This is a genomic window from Nonomuraea sp. NPDC049624 (genome assembly GCF_040675255.1).
Classification (GTDB): Bacteria; Actinomycetota; Actinomycetes; order Streptosporangiales; family Streptosporangiaceae; genus Nonomuraea.
In genome coordinates this window covers 218489-235205 of the sequence record NZ_JBFAOR010000006.1, presented here as the reverse complement: position 1 = coordinate 235205, position 16717 = coordinate 218489, and the positions used below count along the sequence as shown (strand labels likewise).

General features: G+C 72.9%; 12 protein-coding genes. 9 read left to right on the top strand and 3 right to left on the bottom strand.

Annotated elements, in window-relative coordinates; translation table 11 throughout:
• Nucleotides 1-25: 25 nt before the first annotated feature.
• The 3 genes from AB0J76_RS25730 to AB0J76_RS25720 are packed head-to-tail and all read right to left on the bottom strand — an operon-like array spanning nucleotide 26 to nucleotide 4685.
• Nucleotides 26-2452: a DUF3488 and transglutaminase-like domain-containing protein gene (locus AB0J76_RS25730; RefSeq protein WP_352326973.1), complete on the bottom strand. Its 2427-nt coding sequence runs from the start codon at nucleotides 2450-2452 to the stop codon at nucleotides 26-28.
• Nucleotides 2449-3711 carry a DUF58 domain-containing protein gene (locus AB0J76_RS25725; protein WP_352326974.1) on the bottom strand — a complete coding sequence of 421 codons (1263 nt, stop codon included), beginning with the start codon at nucleotides 3709-3711 and terminating at the stop codon, nucleotides 2449-2451. The genes AB0J76_RS25730 and AB0J76_RS25725 overlap by 4 nt, the downstream gene beginning before the upstream one ends.
• Entirely contained in the window at nucleotides 3708-4685 is a 978-nt protein-coding gene (locus AB0J76_RS25720) for a MoxR family ATPase (protein WP_352326975.1), read from the bottom strand. Before AB0J76_RS25720 ends, AB0J76_RS25725 begins: the two co-directional genes overlap by 4 nt.
• A gap of 466 nt (nucleotides 4686-5151) precedes the next feature.
• Between AB0J76_RS25720 and mraZ the strand changes: the two genes are divergently transcribed.
• The 9 genes from mraZ to ftsW all read left to right on the top strand — a co-directional run bounded on the left by mraZ (nucleotide 5152) and on the right by ftsW (nucleotide 16707).
• Entirely contained in the window at nucleotides 5152-5583 is a 432-nt protein-coding gene (mraZ, locus tag AB0J76_RS25715; RefSeq protein ID WP_352326976.1) for a division/cell wall cluster transcriptional repressor MraZ, read from the top strand.
• Between the two features lie 220 nt (nucleotides 5584-5803).
• The gene (rsmH, locus tag AB0J76_RS25710; protein WP_352326977.1) at nucleotides 5804-6769 is read left to right on the top strand and encodes a 16S rRNA (cytosine(1402)-N(4))-methyltransferase RsmH; all 966 of its coding nucleotides are present in this window, start codon (nucleotides 5804-5806) and stop codon (nucleotides 6767-6769) included.
• On the top strand, nucleotides 6759-7250 hold the full coding sequence (locus AB0J76_RS25705) for a hypothetical protein (RefSeq protein WP_352326978.1): 492 nt from the start codon (nucleotides 6759-6761) through the stop codon (nucleotides 7248-7250). Before rsmH ends, AB0J76_RS25705 begins: the two co-directional genes overlap by 11 nt.
• Nucleotides 7247-9985, top strand: a complete 2739-nt coding sequence (locus AB0J76_RS25700) for a penicillin-binding transpeptidase domain-containing protein (protein ID WP_364390662.1) — start codon at nucleotides 7247-7249, stop codon at nucleotides 9983-9985. The genes AB0J76_RS25705 and AB0J76_RS25700 overlap by 4 nt, the downstream gene beginning before the upstream one ends.
• Before the next feature lie 40 nt (nucleotides 9986-10025).
• Entirely contained in the window at nucleotides 10026-11558 is a 1533-nt protein-coding gene (locus AB0J76_RS25695; RefSeq protein WP_352325066.1) for a UDP-N-acetylmuramoyl-L-alanyl-D-glutamate--2,6-diaminopimelate ligase, read from the top strand.
• The gene (gene murF / locus AB0J76_RS25690) at nucleotides 11555-12985 is read left to right on the top strand and encodes a UDP-N-acetylmuramoyl-tripeptide--D-alanyl-D-alanine ligase (protein ID WP_352325067.1); all 1431 of its coding nucleotides are present in this window, start codon (nucleotides 11555-11557) and stop codon (nucleotides 12983-12985) included. The genes AB0J76_RS25695 and murF overlap by 4 nt, the downstream gene beginning before the upstream one ends.
• Complete coding sequence (gene mraY / locus AB0J76_RS25685) at nucleotides 12982-14040, top strand: phospho-N-acetylmuramoyl-pentapeptide-transferase (RefSeq protein ID WP_352325068.1); 1059 nt, start codon at nucleotides 12982-12984, stop codon at nucleotides 14038-14040. Before murF ends, mraY begins: the two co-directional genes overlap by 4 nt.
• Complete coding sequence (gene murD / locus AB0J76_RS25680) at nucleotides 14037-15407, top strand: UDP-N-acetylmuramoyl-L-alanine--D-glutamate ligase (protein WP_352325069.1); 1371 nt, start codon at nucleotides 14037-14039, stop codon at nucleotides 15405-15407. Before mraY ends, murD begins: the two co-directional genes overlap by 4 nt.
• 94 nt (nucleotides 15408-15501) lie before the next feature.
• A complete protein-coding gene (gene ftsW, locus AB0J76_RS25675; protein ID WP_352325082.1) occupies nucleotides 15502-16707 on the top strand; it encodes a putative lipid II flippase FtsW in 1206 nt (401 codons plus the stop codon).
• Nucleotides 16708-16717: the final 10 nt, after the last annotated feature.

Below are 16717 nucleotides of genomic sequence, written 5' to 3'. Positions count from 1 at the left end.
GCACGCTCGGTCCTGGACCGGCGGTTCAGGCGCCCTTGTGGGCCGCCGTCCGCCGCAGCCTGATGTTCTCCAGCAGGTCGAAGCCGTCCAGCAGGCGCTCGCCCAGCGCCCGCAGCCGCCGCAGCGTCGAGGGCGGCAGCAGCACCGCCCGCATCCGCCTTCCCCGCGACACCGTCGCCGCCAGGGCCTGCCGCACCTTGCGCAGGTCCTTTCTCATGGGCCCGATCGTGCCCGGGTCCCTGGCGAACAGCACCCGCTCGACCGTCGTCGCGATGGCCGTCATGGCGGCCGCCGACTCGGCGTCGAACTCGTACTGCTGGCTCAGCCGCCGGGCCAGCGCCCGCGGGGTCTCGCTGGCGCCGCGGGTCATGCCGTAGTCGCACAGCACGTCGTCCAGCTCGGCCCACACGGCCGCGATCGACGGGTGGTGGGCGGTCGCGATCCTGGCCGTCAGGTCGTCGGCCGGTTGCGAGACCTTCCAGCCCAGCGCGCGCACCCGCCGGTTCCTGGTGAGCAGCCGCAGCGCCGCCGGGACCAGCAGGAGCAGCAGCAGAGCGCCCGCGCCGATGCCGATCTTGCCGATCAGCGGCATCGAGTCGTCCGGCGGCAGGCCGCCCGTGGCGATCAGGCCCTCACGGTCGAGCTCGCGCGGGTTGCGCCGGGTGGAGGGGTTGATCGGGTCGTCGGCGCCGGACTCGGTCGCGCCGCTGCTCGGGGAGGTGGACGGCGTCGTCGAAGGCGCCGGCGGGACCGTGTAGTCCGGCACCCGCGCGCTGCCCTGCCCCAGCGACCCGGACGGCGTCGGCTCGAACGGCAGCCAGCCCACGCCCTCGAAGTACAGCTCGGGCCAGGAGTGCGAGTCGCCGGTCGTGACCGTCCAGTTGTCGCCGGCCTTCGTGCCGCCGGTGTAGCCGATCGCCACCCGCGACGGGATGCCGACGATCCTGGCCAGCACCGCCATCGAGGCCGCGAACTGCTCGCAGTAGCCCGTGCGGTCACGCAGCAGGAAGTCCCGCAGCGCGGAGTTGCCGTGGCCCTGCGTGCGCAGGTCGTAGCGGAAGTCGCCGTCCTTGGTGAAGAACTGCTGGAGCTTCACCGCCGCCTCGTAGTTGGAGTTGGTCTGCGCCGTCAGCGAACGCGCCAGCCGGACGATCTCCGGCGGCAGGTTGTCCGGCAGCTTCAGGTACCGCCGGTCCACGCTCGGCTGGACGCCCTCCAGCGACTCCAGCAGCTCCGGCGTGGCGGCCGGCTCACTGGTGGCCACCTCGTACTCCAGGCCGGCCGCCTCGTCGGGGATGGAGAAGACCATCAGCGTGCCCACGTCGGCGCGCCAGTCGCCGTCCACCCGGATCTGCCGCGGCGGGTACGGCAGCGGCAGGAACTGCAGCCGCTCGATCTCGTCGCTCATCCGGATCCTGGTGACGACGTTGCTGACCTTCGTGCTCGCGCTCAGGCCGGGAGGCGGCGGCAGCGGGCCGTTGTCCGTCCTGTTGTCCGGCGAGCCCTTCGGCTCGGTCATGCCGAACTGCTGGCCGTCGAAGGTGTCCAGTGCGTAGATCCGCAGGTACCTGGGCTTGTTGTCGTTGTTGTTGTAGGTGAGCACCACGCGCCGCTCGGGCAGTTCGAGCTGCCCCCGCAGGCTGGCGATCGGGCTCGCGATGCTGATCGAGTTGCCCTTGCCGCCGCCCCGGCCGCCGACGCCGAACTGGAAGAAGGAGACCGGCTCCATCACCGGCAGCGCGGCCGGCAGCAGCACGGCCAGCGCGATGGCGGCGAACCCGATGCGCTTGCCCGACAGCCGCAGGCCGCTGGTGTCGGCCCTGGCCCCGCCGGTGTCCGGACGCGGCCCGGTCGCCGCCCTGGTCCGGCGGACGAGCACCGCCCGTCCCCAGTGGCCCACCCGCTCGCGCCCGTCGGCGATCAGCAGGCTGACGAAGCCGAGCGCGGCGATGATGAAGGCGGGCCAGCTGATCGGCTCGGCCAGGATCGTCGCCGGGACGGTGGCCAGCGCCAGCAGCGGCAGCCCGGCCAGCGCCGCCCGCCGCAGCCGCGCGGCGAGCAGGTCCACGGCGATCGCGATGACGCCCACGCCGCCCGCGGTCAGCAGCGTGATGCCGTCCGTGGGCGGCACGGGCGCGGCGTAGCGCTGGATGTCGGCCCAGCCGGCCCCGAGCAGCCGGCCCAGCTCCCACACCGACTCCTTGGTCGGGATCACCAGCGCCCACGCCTTGCCGGAGGCGAAGACCACGGTCAGGAAGATCCATAACGCGGCCAGCCCGGCCGGCGGCGCGGCCCAGGCGGGCAGCGACAGGCGCGAGCTGATCAGCCCGGCGGCCATCACGGCCAGCACCGCGCCGAGCGACGTCCAGAACCAGGCGCCGCCCTGGAAGAGCGGATAGAGCAGGATCGCCGCGGCGAACGCGGCCACACCCGAGGCGGCCGTCAGCCTCATGCCGCACCTCCCGTGGGGTTGAGCGCGTACCTGCCGCGGTTGGCGGCGTCCGGCCAGACCGAGGCGATGGAGGTGCCGGCGGGCAGGCGGACGATCCGCCAGCCGTAACCGGCCAGGACGCCCTGCACGGCGTCGAAGTTCTCGTGCGAGCCCCGGCCGGCGCCCTCCCAGGTGCCGGCGTCGAGCAGGACCGCGACACCGGTGACGCCGCTGTGCCGCAGCCTGGCCAGCTCCCTGGCCTCCTCGGGGTCGAGCGCGCCGAGCACGGCCACGATCAGGCCGTCGCCGCCGCCCTGGCGCAGGGCGGAGATGCCCATCTCCAGGGAGCGGGCCGAGCTGTGCCGCACCACGGCCAGCGTGTCCAGCAGCGAGTAGCTGAGCCCCTGGTCGGTCAGGTGCTCGGCGCCCTGGTCGGTGACCAGCCGCAGGCCCAGGCCCTCGTGGGCGAGGTGCACGCCGATCGAGGCCGCAGCCGAGACCGCCACCTCGAAGGAGGAGCGCGGACCCTCGCCGCGGTGGGCGTGCCTGCGGGTGTCCAGCAGGAGCGCGCCGCGGCTCTGCCACTGCTGCTCCTCGCGGCGCACCATCAGCTCGCCGTGCCGGGCGGTCGAGCGCCAGTGCACCCGGCGCAGGTCGTCGCCCTGCCGGTACTCGCGCGGCGCCACGTCGTCGTCGCCGGCCGCGGCCACGCTCCGGGTGCGGCTGTCGCCGCCGCCCGTCCACTCGCCCGACAGCCGTACGTGCGGCAACGCCACCACCTGCGGCGTCACCACGAGCGTGTCGCTGATCGTGAACGCCCGCGTCAGCTCCACCAGCCCGAACGGGTCGGCGATGCGCACCGACAGCGGCCCGATCGTGTACCTGCCCCGCAGGTCGGACCGGACCCGGTAGTCGATCTCCCGCACCCCCTTGGACTCCACCCGGTCGAGCACGAACCGCGGCCGCACGCCCAGCGCGTACGGCACGGTGTCCTCGATCAGCAGCAGCCCGGTCGGCAGCCTGGTCACATTCTCCAGGCGCAACGTCACCGTGGCCTCCCCGCCCACCTCCGCCCTGGGCGGGTCCAGCCTCCGCGCGCAGCTCAGCCGGTACCTGGTGCGCGCCACCACCAGCGCGGCCAGCAGTGGCAGCGCCGTGACCAGCACGCCGATCCTGAACAGGTCGTTCTCGCCCAGGATCAGCGCCATCAGCAGCGCCGCGATCCCCGAGGCCAGGAACGACCTGCCGCGGGAGGTCAGCGCCCGCAGTCCGGCCCTCACGACGCTCGCGTCTCCGGCACCGGCACCCGCCTGACGAGGTCGGTCACCACCTGCTCGGGCAGACGGCGCTGGCCCTGGGCCTCGACGCTGGGCAGCAGCCGGTGCGCCAGCACGGGCACGGCTAGGTCCTGCAGGTCGTCGGGGATGACGTAGTCGCGCCCGGCCAGCGCCGCGTGCGCCCTGGCCGCGCGGACGAGCTGGAGCGTGGACCGGGGGGAGGCGCCCAGCCGCAGGTCGGGGGAGTGGCGGGTGGCCACGACGAGGTCGATGGCGTACTTCTTGACCGGCTGCGAGACGTACACGCCGCGCACGGCCTCGATCAGGGCGCGCACCTCGGCGGTCGTGGCGACCGGCTCCAGCTTGTCCAGCGGCGAGGTGCTGCCGTGCACGTCGAGCATCTCCAGCTCGGCGGTCGGCTCGGGGTAGCCCATGGCGACCCGGGCGGTGAACCGGTCGCGCTGGGCCTCGGGGAGGGGATAGGTGCCCTCCATCTCGATGGGGTTCTGGGTGGCGATCACCATGAAGGGGGCGTCCAGCGGGTACGTCACGCCGTCCACGGTGACCTGGTGCTCCTCCATGCACTCCAGCAACGCCGACTGCGTCTTGGGGGAGGCGCGGTTGATCTCGTCGCCCACGACGATGTTGGCGAACACCGGCCCGGGCTTGAACTCGAACTCACGCGTCTGCTGGTTGTAGGCGCTGACCCCGGTGATGTCACTGGGCAACAGGTCGGGCGTGAACTGCACGCGGCGCACCGGGCAGTCGATGGACCGCGCCAGCGCCTTGGCGAGCATCGTCTTGCCGACGCCCGGCACGTCCTCGATCAAAAGGTGGCCCTCGGCGAGCAGGACGGTCAGCGTGAGACGGACGGCGTCGCTCTTTCCCTCGATCACCGACTCGATGGCCTGCCGGATTCGGTGGGCGGTGGAGACCAGCTCGTCAAGCTGGGGAGGGACGTCATGGGTTAGTGCCACCAGGCCTCCATAGTGCGACGGCTGTCCCGCACGGTGCCATTACGGGAGCCATGCCATTCCTTTTCCATTGTCTGTACGACCCTACGACGCTGCGGGTTCTTGAGCGACATTTGTGGATATTCCAGGGAACCCCGCTGATGTTCCTGTTCTTGTCGCATAGCAGTGCGAATCCCGTGACACTGACCCCCTTGGCCGCCCCACTTTCCTCCACCCCCGCCTTCGCGCCCGCCGCGAGCCCCTATACCGCCGGTCTTTCGAACCCTCGACACGCCCATGAGGGTTGGCCCGCCCCCCGGCGCCCCCCACCCCCGCTCCACCGCCCTGACCTGCGGTAACGCAACGGAAACTGATGATGAAGACGGTTCGAATCAGTTGACGGTGGGGAGAAGTGGAGTATGGTGGTGCGCAGTGGAGGGCCCGGTGCACCAGTGCTGAGCGCTTCACTGAGGCACGGGAGGTGGCGCCGATGTTCCTCGGCACCCATCAACCGCGTCTTGACGACAAGGGACGGCTGTTCCTGCCGGCTAAGTACCGTGAGGAGCTGGCGGAGGGTCTTGTGATCACCAAAGGCCAGGAGCGATGCCTCTACGTCTTTCCAGTAGAGGAGTTCCAGCGCATAACCGAGGCTCTCAGCACCGCCCCGGTCACCGCCAAGGCGGTGCGTGACTACAGCCGCGTCTTCTTCGCCAGCGCGTCCGACGAGAAACCAGACAAGCAGGGACGCGTCACGATCCCGCAGAGCCTGCGCCAGTACGCCGGCCTGGAACGTGACTGCGTCGTCATCGGGGCCAACACCCGGCTGGAGATCTGGGACTCCCAGGCTTGGGACACCTATCTCAACGCGCAGGAGCAGGCGTTCGCCGATCTGTCGGAGGAGGTGCTGCCAGGGATCTTGTAGTGACCACGGTCGATCCGTCGGTGATGTCGTTCGGCGAGGTCTCCACCCGCAACCACTGCCTGCCAACTGATGCACCTTCCCCGGTGTCAGAGGGCGGGCGTCCACGAAGAGGGTGCGGATGGGGACCTGGCCGGGCGGCGCCGGGTGGGGACCCAGGAATGACTGACGATTGACCGATACGCGTTCATCCGCGAGCAGGACGCGAGAGGGGGGGTTGGAGATGGACGACAACGCAGGCACGGGCGGTCACGTTCCGGTGATGCTCGAGCGCGTACTGGAGCTGCTGGGCCCGGCGCTGTCGGGGCCGGAGCCTGTCGTCGTCGACGCCAATCTCGGGCTCGGCGGCCACTCCGAGGCCCTGCTCGCCGCCTTCCCCTCCCTTCGTCTCATCGGGATCGACCGCGACCCGTTCGCGATCGACTTCTCCACCCTCAGGCTCGCCCCCTACGCCGGCCGCACCACCCTGGTCCACGCCTCCTCGGGCGACCTGGCCCAGGTCATCGCCGAGGCCGGGCATCCCACGGTCAACGGCGTGCTGTTCGACCTCGGCGTCTCCTCGCCGCAGCTCGACGAGGCCGAACGCGGCTTCGCCTACTCCTACGACGCCCCGCTCGACATGCGCATGGACACCGAGCAGGAGCTGACGGCCGAGCGGGTGGTCAACACCTATCCGGCCGCCGACCTGGCACGAATCCTGCGCGACTACGGCGAGGAACGTTTCGCGCCGAGGGTCGCGGGGCTTATCGTCAAGGAACGCGCCAAGGAGCCCATCACCTCCACCAAGAGACTCGCCGACATCGTGCGCGACGCGATCCCCGCGGCGACCAGGCGCACCGGCGGCAACCCCGCCAAGAGGACTTTCCAGGCGCTGCGCATCGAGGTCAACGCGGAGCTGTCCGCCCTGGAGGCGGCGCTGCCCGCGGCGCTCGACGCGCTGGCGCTAGGTGGGCGGGTCGTCGTGCTCGCCTACCACTCCCTTGAGGACCGGCTCACCAAGCAGGCCCTCACGGCGCGAACCAAGGACACCAGCCCGCCAGGGCTGCCCGTCCCGCTACCGGCACACCAGCCGAGGTTCCGCCTGCTGACGAGGGGAGCCGAGCTCCCCAGCGATGAAGAGCTCGCCCGTAACCCGCGGGCGGCCTCGGCCCGGCTACGGGCGGCAGAGAGGATCCGCGTTGACGATTGAGCAGGAGACCGGCCGGGTCGCGCCCGTCCGCCGCGCCATGCCCAAGCCGGGCACGCGCAGGCCGGGCGTCTCGCACCAGACCAAGCCGCGGCCCCGTCCTGACACCGCCGGCCGGCGGCCGGCGGCCGCGCGTCCCGGCGAGAGCGCCGCGCCCGCGCGCCGTCCCGCCGCGCGGCGAACCTCGACCAAGCGGCAGCGGGCGCCGTTCGTGCTGCTCGTCGTCGGGTTGATGTGCGGTGGGCTGGTGAGCCTGCTGCTGCTCAACATCATGCTCAACCGCGACGCCATCACCGACGCCAAGCTGCGCGAGGAGATCGCGGTGGCCCAGCAGGAGAAGGAAGCGCTCCGGCTGGAGTACGAGCGCAAGATGCAGCCCCAGAACATCGCCGACCGCGCCGAGGCGCAGGGCTACCACCTGGACAAGAACCTGCGGCCCTGGGACAAGGGCGAGCCGAGTACCCAGGCGGTCCCGGAGCGGTGAGGGATTCAGGCGGCAGGGGACAGGGTCCCGGCCGCGGCGCTGGCGGCGCCGGCTCTCCCGGAGGGCCCGGCGCCGCTCGTCGTACGCCGGGGGGTCCGGGGCGGTCAGGGCGAGGGGGCTCTGCCCGTTCCGACGGGGCCGGCCGCCCGGCGGCGCCGGACGATTCGCCGCGCAAGCGTCCTCCCGACCCGTTCGACCTGCCGTTCGACGACGACCTGAGGGGCCGCCGGCCCCACGACCCCGGCGACGACGCGCGCGGCAGCGCCCGCCGCGACTCCGCGGGCGGCTCCCGCGGCCGGCAGCGCCGCGACGACGGCGACCGCGCCCGGCCTCGCGACGACGACGAGGGCGCCCGCTCGCGCCGCGACCCGGGCGACGGCCCACGCCGCCGCCCGCGCGACGACTCCCGCGACGACTCCCGCAACCGCGCCGCCCAGGGGCGCGACGACGACCGCCCGCGCGGGCGGTCCCCGCAGAGCCGCGACGGCGAAGACCGTTCGCGTGGCCGTGCCGCCCGGGACGAGGGCGACCGGGCGCGCGGGCGCGCCGCCCAGGGGCGCGACGACGGCGCCCGGGACCGGGCGCCGCAGGAGGGGCCGCGCCGCCGCGGCGACGGTCCCGGCCCCGACCAGGCCCGCGGCTCGAGATCCGACCAGTCCCGTGGCTCCCGGCCCGACCCGGCGCGCGGCTCGCGATCCGACCAGGGGCGCGGCTCGCGGTCCGACCCGGCGCGCGGCTCGCGGTCCGAATCGGCGCGGCCGGGCTCGGGGCCGGCCCAGAGCCGCGGATCCCGGCCCGAGCAGGGGCGCGGCGGCAGGCCCGACCAGACCCGCGGTCCCAGGGCCGGTCAGGCGCGCGGCCCGGCGTCCGGCCAGGTGCGCGCCTCAGGGCTGGACCAGGCACGCGGGCGTGAGCGCGGCCTGCTGCGCCGCGGCGCGGACGTGCCGCCCCCCAGGGGCCCGCGCCGCCCGCCCGCCCCGCCGCGCCCGCCCAGGCCCCCGCTGGTGCTGCGCCTGGGCAGCCCGCGCCGGCGCATCAACATCGGCCTGATCGGCATGACCTTCATCCTGTCGATCTTCGCCGGCCGGCTGATCCAGATGCAGGGCCTCGACTCCAAGGTCTACGAGGCCGCCGCCGTCGGCCAGCGCCAGCACGTCGAGGAGATCCCCGCCAAGCGCGGCACGATCACCGACGTCAACGGCAACGCCCTGGCCCGTACGTCGGAGGCCCGCGAGGTGTCCATCGACCCCTCCAAGGTCCCCGCGGCCGCCCGCGCGAACGTGGCCGCGATCCTGGCCAGGCAGCTCGGCAAGACCGTGGAGGAGATGACCGCCAAGCTGTCCAGGACCGGCAGCCGCTACCAGCTCCTGGCCCGGGACGTCGACCCGGTCGTGGCCACCCGCCTGCTGCAGGCCCGCGTGCCCGCGCTCAGCGCGAAGAAGACCTACCGCCGCGACTACCCGGCCGGCGACCTGGCCGGCAGCCTCATCGGCTTCGTCGGCGACGAGGGCAACGGCCTGGGCGGCATGGAGCAGGCCAAGAACACGATCCTGGCCGGCCGCGACGGCAAGCAGCGGGTCGAGACCGGCCGCGACGGCCTGCGCATCCCCATGACCAGCAGCGAGCGCACCGCGCCCGTCAACGGCCAGGACGTCCGGCTCACCATCGACCGCGACATCCAGTGGGCCGCCCAGAAGGCGGTCGCCGAGCAGGTGCGCGAGTCGGGCGCGAGCAGCGGCGCGGTCATCGTCATGGACGTGAGGACCGCCCAGATCATCGCCATGGCCAACGCGCCCGAGCTCGACCTGGGCAACTGGCGCCGGGCCCCCGCCTCCTCCTACGTCAACAAGGCCGCCGCGGACGTGTTCGAGCCCGGCAGCACCAACAAGGTGATCACCGCCGCCGCCGCGCTGGAGGCCAAGGAGGTCACCCCCGACACGGTGTTCCAGGTGCCCGACAACATCAGGTGCGCCGACCGGGTGCTGCGCGACGCCCACGCCCACAAGCCCGAGGCGATGACCTTCCGGCAGGCCATGGCCCAGTCCAGCAACGTCGCCACGATCATGGCCGCCCGCAAGGTCGGCAGCGAGCGCCTGTACGCGATGCTCAGGGCGTTCGGGTTCGGCACCACCCCGGCGGGCGGCGTGCCCAACGCAGAGGCGGGCCTGCTGCCCAACTACAAGAACTGGTCGGGCAGCCAGAGCTGCACGGTCGCCTACGGCCAGGGCGTGTCGGTGACCGCCCTGCAGACGGCCAGCGTCTACCAGACCATCGCCAACGGCGGCGTCCGCGTCGATCCGCAGATCGTGGCGGGCACCACCGACGCGTCCGGCAGGTTCGTCCCGGCTCCCGCGGGCAGGCAGACCAGAGTGGTGAGCGAGACGACGGCCAAGGAGATCACGACGATGCTGGAGACCGCGGTGAGCGCCGAGGGCACCGGCGCGCTGGCCGCCATCCCCGGCTACCGGGTGGCGGGCAAGACCGGCACGGCCGACCGCTACGACGCCGAGCTGGGCCGCTACGACGGCTACACGGCCTCCTTCGTCGGGTTCGCGCCCGCCGACGCGCCCCGGCTGGTGGTGCTCTCGGTGCTCCAGAACCCCAAGAACGGCCATTTCGGCGGCCAGCTCGCGGCCCCCGTGTTCAAGGATGTGATGACGTTCGCCATCAAGAGCAGGAAGATTCCTCCCACAGGCTCGGACGCGCCGCCGGTGCGTACGCGCGCGGGACAGTGAGCAGGGAAGGTACGCTCTCGCCGTGCGTCCCCCGTCGTCTATGCGTCCCAAGACCAGCCCGCCCCGTCCGCTGACCGGGCTCGCGACCATGCTCGACGCCGATTCCGGCACGTCGAGGTCGCCTCATGCCGCCCTGACCGGCGTCACCATCGATTCCCGCGCCGTGCAGCGCGGCGATCTCTACGTGGCGCTGCCGGGCAACCGCGTGCACGGCGCGACCTTCGCCGCCGAGGCGATGGCGCGCGGAGCCGTGGCCGTCCTCACCGACCCGGCCGGGCGGGAGGCCGCCGTGGCCACCGGCCTGCCGGTGCTGATCGTGCCCGACCCGCGCGCGCTGCTCGGGCAGGTCTCCTCCTGGGTCTACGGCCAGCCGGCCCACGACGTCCAGGTCATCGGGGTGACAGGCACCAGCGGCAAGTCCACCACCACCTTCATGGTGGAGGCCGGCCTGCGGGCGGCCGGCCACACGACGGGCCTGGTCGGCGGCGTCGAGATCGCCGCCGGAGACCTCCGCTTCGAGCCCACGCTGACCACGCCGGAGGCCCCGCAGCTGCACGCCCTGTTCGCGCTGATGCGCGAGCAGGGGGTCACCGCGGCCACCATGGAGGTCTCCAGTCACGCGCTGGCGCTCGGCCGGGTCGACGGCATCTTCTACGACGTCGCGCTGTTCACCAACCTCTCCCAGGACCACCTCGACTTCCACAAGGACTTCGAGGACTACTTCGCCACCAAGGCCAGGCTGTTCCAGCCCGAGCTGAGCCGCGTCGGCGTGACCAACATCGACGACCCGCACGGCCGGGAGCTGCTGCACCGGGCCAAGGTGCCGATGACGACGTTCTCGGCGCTCGGCGACCCGGAGGCGGAGTGGCGGGCCCTGGAGGTCCGGCTCGGCGCCGACGGCAGCGCGTTCCGGGTGGCCGGTCCTGGCGGGGTCGAGGCCGACGCGCAGATCTCGCTGCCCGGCCCCTTCAACGTCGCCAACGCGCTCGGCGCGATCGTCTGCCTGGTGGAGTCGGGGGTGCCGCTCCAGACCGCCGTGCACGGCGTGGGCAGCCTCACCGGGGTGCCTGGGCGCATGCAGCGCATCACCTCCGCCGAGGAGGAGTTCCAGGCGCTCGTGGACTACTCCCACAAGCCGGGCGCCGTGGAGTCGGTGCTGCGCTCGCTGCGGGAGGTGACCGCGGGCACGCTGACGATCGTGCTGGGCTGCGGCGGCGACCGCGACACCGGCAAACGCCCGCTCATGGGCGAGATCGCCGCCCGGCTGGCCGATGTGGCGATTTTCACCAACGACAACCCGCGCTCGGAGGATCCGCTCGCCATCCTGGCCGCGATGATGGAGGGAGCGCTCGGCGTTCCGCCCCGCGACCGCGCCCATGTGATCATTGAGCCCGACCGTGCGGCCGCGATCGACCTGGCCGTCGGCCGGGCCGGCCGCGGTGACGTGATCGTCGTCGCGGGCAAGGGTCACGAGCAGGGCCAGTACGTCTCAGGCGAAGTGATCCCGTTCGACGACCGCGAAGTGGTCGCCGAAGCGATCGACGCACGCAAGGAAAGCAGGAAGCACCGATGATCCCGTTGCCGCTGGCCAGGATCGCCGAGATAACCTCGGGCGCCCTGTCGGGCATGGCAGACCCCCGCGCCGTGGTGCGCGGGCCCGTAGTGATCGACTCACGCGCGGTGGAGCCGGGATCGCTGTTCGTCGCCCTCGCCGGCGAGCGGGTCGACGGCCACGACTACGCCGCGCAGGCGATCCGGGCCGGAGCGGTCGCCGTCCTGGCCTCCAGGCCGGTCGACGCGCCGGCGGTGATCGTCCCCGACGCCGCGGTCGCGCTGGCCGCGCTGGCCGCCGCCCAGGCCGCCGCGCTGCCGCAGGCCACCGTGATCGGCGTGACCGGCTCGGCGGGCAAGACCAGCACCAAAGACCTGCTGGCCAGGCTGGCCGGCCGGATGGGCCCGACCATCGCGCCCGTCGGCAGCTTCAACAACGAGCTCGGCCACCCGCTGACCGTGCTGCGCGCCGACGTCGACACCCGGTTCATGGTGCTCGAACTGGCCGCCCGCAACATCGGCCACATCGCGGACCTCACCCGCATCGCGCCGCCGACGATCGGCGTGGTGCTCAACGTCGGCACCGCCCACCTCGGCGTGTTCGGCGGCAAGGAGGCCATCGCCAAGGCCAAGGGCGAGCTGGTGGAGGCGCTGCCGCGCACCGGGGTGGCGGTGCTCAACGCCGACGACCCGCTGGTGTCGCAGATGGCCGCGCGCACCGACGCGCGCGTCACGTACTTCGGGCGCGGCGAGGGCGCGGCCATCAGGGCCGAGCAGGAGACGGTCGACGGGCGCGGGCGCGCCTCGTTCACGTTGCGCACCCCGTCCGGGGCCGCGCCGGTCACGCTCCAGCTCTACGGCGCCCACGCGGTGGAGAACGCCCTGGCCGCCGCCGCCGCGGCCTACGAGCTGGGCCTGCCGGTCGCCACGATCGCCGAGGAGCTGTCGGAGGCCACGCCGCGCAGCCGCTGGCGCATGGAGGTCACCGACCGGCCCGACGGCGTCACGGTGGTCAACGACGCCTACAACGCCAACCCCGACTCGATGCGGGCCGCGTTCGACATGTTCGGCGTGATGGGGCAGCAGCGGCGGCGGTTCGCGGTCATCGCGGCGCTGCGCGAGCTGGGCGAGGAGAGCGCGGCGCTCAACGCCGAACTGGGGCGGCTGGCGGGCGGTTCGGGCCTGACGGGCCTGGTCGTCGTCGGTCCCGACGCGGGCCCGGTGCTGGAGGGCGCGAACGAGGCGGCCTCGGCCGCCGCGGGACCGCCAGGTGGCGAAGGGCCATATGCTCCCCAGATGACCCGGATCGTACACGTCCCTGATGCCGAGGCAGCGGCGGCCGCACTGGCCGGCCTGCTGCGCCCCGGCGACGCGGTGCTCGTCAAGGGCCCCCGCGCGATGGGCCTGGAACGCACGGCGGAGCTCCTTCTCGGAGGTGCCGCTCAGTGATCAACATCGTCATCGCCGGCGCGGTGGGCCTGGTCCTGTCGATGCTGGGGACCCCCTTGGCGATCAGGCTGTTCTCGCGGCGCGGCTACGGCCAGGAGATCCGCGAGGAGGGAGTGCAGGCCCACCTGGGCAAACGCGGCACCCCGACCATGGGCGGCATCGTCTTCGTGCTGGCCGCGCTGCTGGCCTACGGCGGCTCCCACCTGGCCACGCTGTCGCCGCCGACGGTGTCGGGCATGCTCGTGCTGTTCCTGATGACCGGCCTCGGCGCGGTCGGCTTCCTCGACGACTTCATCAAGATCTACAAGCAGCGCAGCCTGGGCCTGCGCAGCGGCGCCAAGGCCCTGGGCCAGCTCGTCGTCGGCGCCGTGTTCGCCGTGCTGATCACCCGCCAGCCCAACGTCTACGGCATCACCCCCGCCGAGACCCGGCTGTCGTTCCTGCGCGACATCGGCCCCTCGATCGGCATCGTCGGCTTCACCATCTGGGTGCTGTTCATGATCGTCGGGTTCTCCAACGCCGTGAACCTCACCGACGGCCTCGACGGCCTGGCCAGCGGCGCGACCGGCGTCGTGCTCGGCGCGTACGTGCTGATCGGCAACTGGCAGCTCCGCAACAACTGCATCGACCAGCTCGGGCCCAACTGCTACTGGGTGCGCGACCCGCTCGACCTGTCGGTGGTGGCCGCGGCCGTGCTGGGGGCGCTGGTCGGGTTCCTGTGGTGGAACGCCCCGCCGGCGAAGATCTTCATGGGCGACACCGGCTCGCTGGCCCTGGGCGGCGTGCTGGCCGGCCTGGCCATCGCCACCCGTACGCAGCTCCTGCTGATCATCCTGGCCGGGCTGTGCGTGATCATCACGGCGTCCGTCATCATCCAGGTCGGGTTCTTCAAGATGACCGGGAAACGGGTGTTCAGGATGGCGCCGCTGCAACACCACTTCGAGCTGAAGGGCTGGGCCGAGACCACGATCGTGGTGCGGTTCTGGCTGATCGCCGGGCTCTGCGCGGCGCTCGGGCTCGGGCTGTTCTACGTCGAGTGGATGCCCAAGCCATGACGTTGACGTGCGTGGCCGGGCTCGGCGTCTCCGGCACCGCGGTGGCCGGGGCGCTGGCCGCGCGCGGCGAGCGGGTCGTGGTCGTGGAGGCCGTGGAGGGTGAGCGGCAGCTGGCCGCCGCGGCCGAGCTGGCCCGCGCCGGGGTCGAGACCAGGTTCGGCGAGATGGTGCTGCCCGAGGGCACGACCAGGCTCGTCACCACCGGCTGGGCCCCGCACCACCCGCTGGTGGCCGCCGCGCTGGCGGCCGGCGTCGAGGTCGTCGGCGAGGTGGAGCTGGCCTGGCGGCTGCGCCCCTCGCACGCCGCCCCCTGGCTCGCGCTGACCGGCACCAACGGCAAGACCACGGCCGTGCGCATGCTCACCTCGATCCTCCAGGCCGCCGGGCTCGACGCCCTGGCCGTGGGGAACGTGGGCGTCCCGGTCGTCCAAGCCGTCGCCGAGCCGTACGACGCCCTGGCCGTCGAGCTGTCGAGTTTCCAGCTCCACTGGTCCAGCAGCCTGGCCCCGCACGCCGCGGCGATCCTGAACATCGCCCCCGACCACCTCGACTGGCACGGCTCCATGGCCGAGTACGCCGCCGCCAAGGGCCGCATCTACGAACGCGCCGGCACCGTGATCTACAACGCCGACGACCCCGAGTGCGCCCGCCTGGCCGAGCCGTACGAGGGCGCCGTCGGCTTCACGCTGCGGGCGCCGCGCAGCGGCCAGCTCGGCGTGGTCGAGGACCTGCTGGTCGACCGGGCGTTCGTGGAGGACCCGGTCGAGGCGGCCGAAGAGCTGGCCACCTTCGCCGACATCCGGCCCCTGGCTCCCCACAACGTGGCCAACGCCCTGGCCGCCGCCGCCCTGGCCCGCTCGCTCGGCGTCCCGTCCGAGGCCGTGCGGCTGGGCCTGCGCGCCTTCAAGCCCGACCCCCACCGCCTGGCCCACGTCGACCGGGTCGGCGACGTCGACTACGTCGACGACTCCAAGGCCACCAACCCGCACGCCGCCGCGGCCGCGCTGAGCGCCTACCCCTCGATCGTGTGGGTGGCGGGCGGTCAGCTCAAGGGCGCCGACGTCGACGACCTGGTCCGGCGGGCGGCGTCCCGGCTGCGCGGCGCGGTGCTGCTGGGCGCCGACCGCGCGGCGATCGCCGAAGCACTCGCGCGACACGCGCCGAATGTCCCCGTCGTGGACATCCCGGGCCAAGACACTGGTGTGATGGACACCGTCGTCACCGAAGCCGCGCGCCTGGCCTCCCCCGGGGACACCGTGCTGCTCTCCCCAGCGGGCGCCTCGCTCGACATGTTCCCCGGCTACCCGGCACGAGGGGAGGCCTTCGCCCGTGCCGTCCACGAGCTGAGGCGGCGGCGTGAGCAGTAGCACCGGCACCGCCGGCGCCCGTCCGGCCGCCGGCGAGCCCGCCCGGTCCAAGGCCCAGGAGGGCCCGGCCAGCTGGGTCCGCGAGCAGCGCGCCGTGCTGAAGGAACTGCTCGACAAGCCGCTGACGACCTACTACCTGATCATCATGTGCAGCGCGCTGCTGCTCGCGCTCGGGCTCATGATGGTGTTGTCGGCCTCCGCGATCGAGGCCCAGCAGAAGACCGGCAACCCGTTCTCGTGGTTCATCAAGCAGTCGTTGTCGGCCGGCGTCGGCGTGCCCGTGATGTACGCCTGCTCGCGCCTGCCGCCGAAGTTCTTCCGCTGGGCGGGCTACCCGCTCATGGCGCTGGCGGTGCTGGCGCTGGTCATGGTGCTGTTCATCGGCGAGTCCGAGCTGGGCGCGCAGCGGTGGATCTACCTCGGCCCGTTCACCCTCCAGCCGTCGGAGCCGGCCAAGCTGGCGCTCGTGCTGTGGGGGGCCGACCTGCTGGCCAGGCGGGCCAGGCAGGGCCGGATCGAGTGGCGGCAGATGCTGATCCCGCTCATGCCCGGCACCGCGATCCTGGTCGTCATGGTCCTGCTCGGCCGCGACCTGGGCACCACCCTCGTGCTCTTCATGATCTTCCTGGCGCTGCTGTGGGTGGTGGGGGCGCCGGTCAAGCTGTTCGGCGGCATCCTCGCGCTGGCGGTGCTGGCCGCGGTCATCATGATCAAGGTGGAGCCGTACCGGATGGCGCGCATCGGGGCCTTCCTCGACCCGTGGGCCGACGCCCAGGGCGCCGGCTACCAGGCCGTGCAGGGGCAGATCGCGATGGGCTCGGGCGGCTGGTTCGGGCTCGGCCTGGGCAGCAGCCGCCAGAAGTGGAGCTGGCTGCCCCACGGCGAGAGCGACTTCATCTTCGCCATCCTCGGCGAGGAGCTGGGCCTGATGGGCACGCTGATCGTGGTGGCGCTGTTCGGCCTGCTCGGCTACGCGGGGCTGCGGGTCGCGGTCCGGGTCAACGACGGCTTCGTCCGCCTGGCCGCGGCCGCCATGGTGGCCTGGATCGTCGGGCAGGCGACCGTCAACATGGGCGCCGTGCTCGGCGTGCTGCCCATCACCGGCATCCCGCTGCCGCTGGTCTCCTACGGCGGATCGTCCCTGCTCCCCACGCTCGCCGCACTGGGCATCCTGCTGTCGTTCGCCAAACGCGAGCCCGGCGCGCGCGAAGCCTTGGCCGCGCGTGGCCCCGGACCCGCCGCACGGGGCCTAAGCTGGCTGGGCCTGGGGGGTACGTCCAGAGGCCGAGTGAGACGTTAGGGAGTGACCG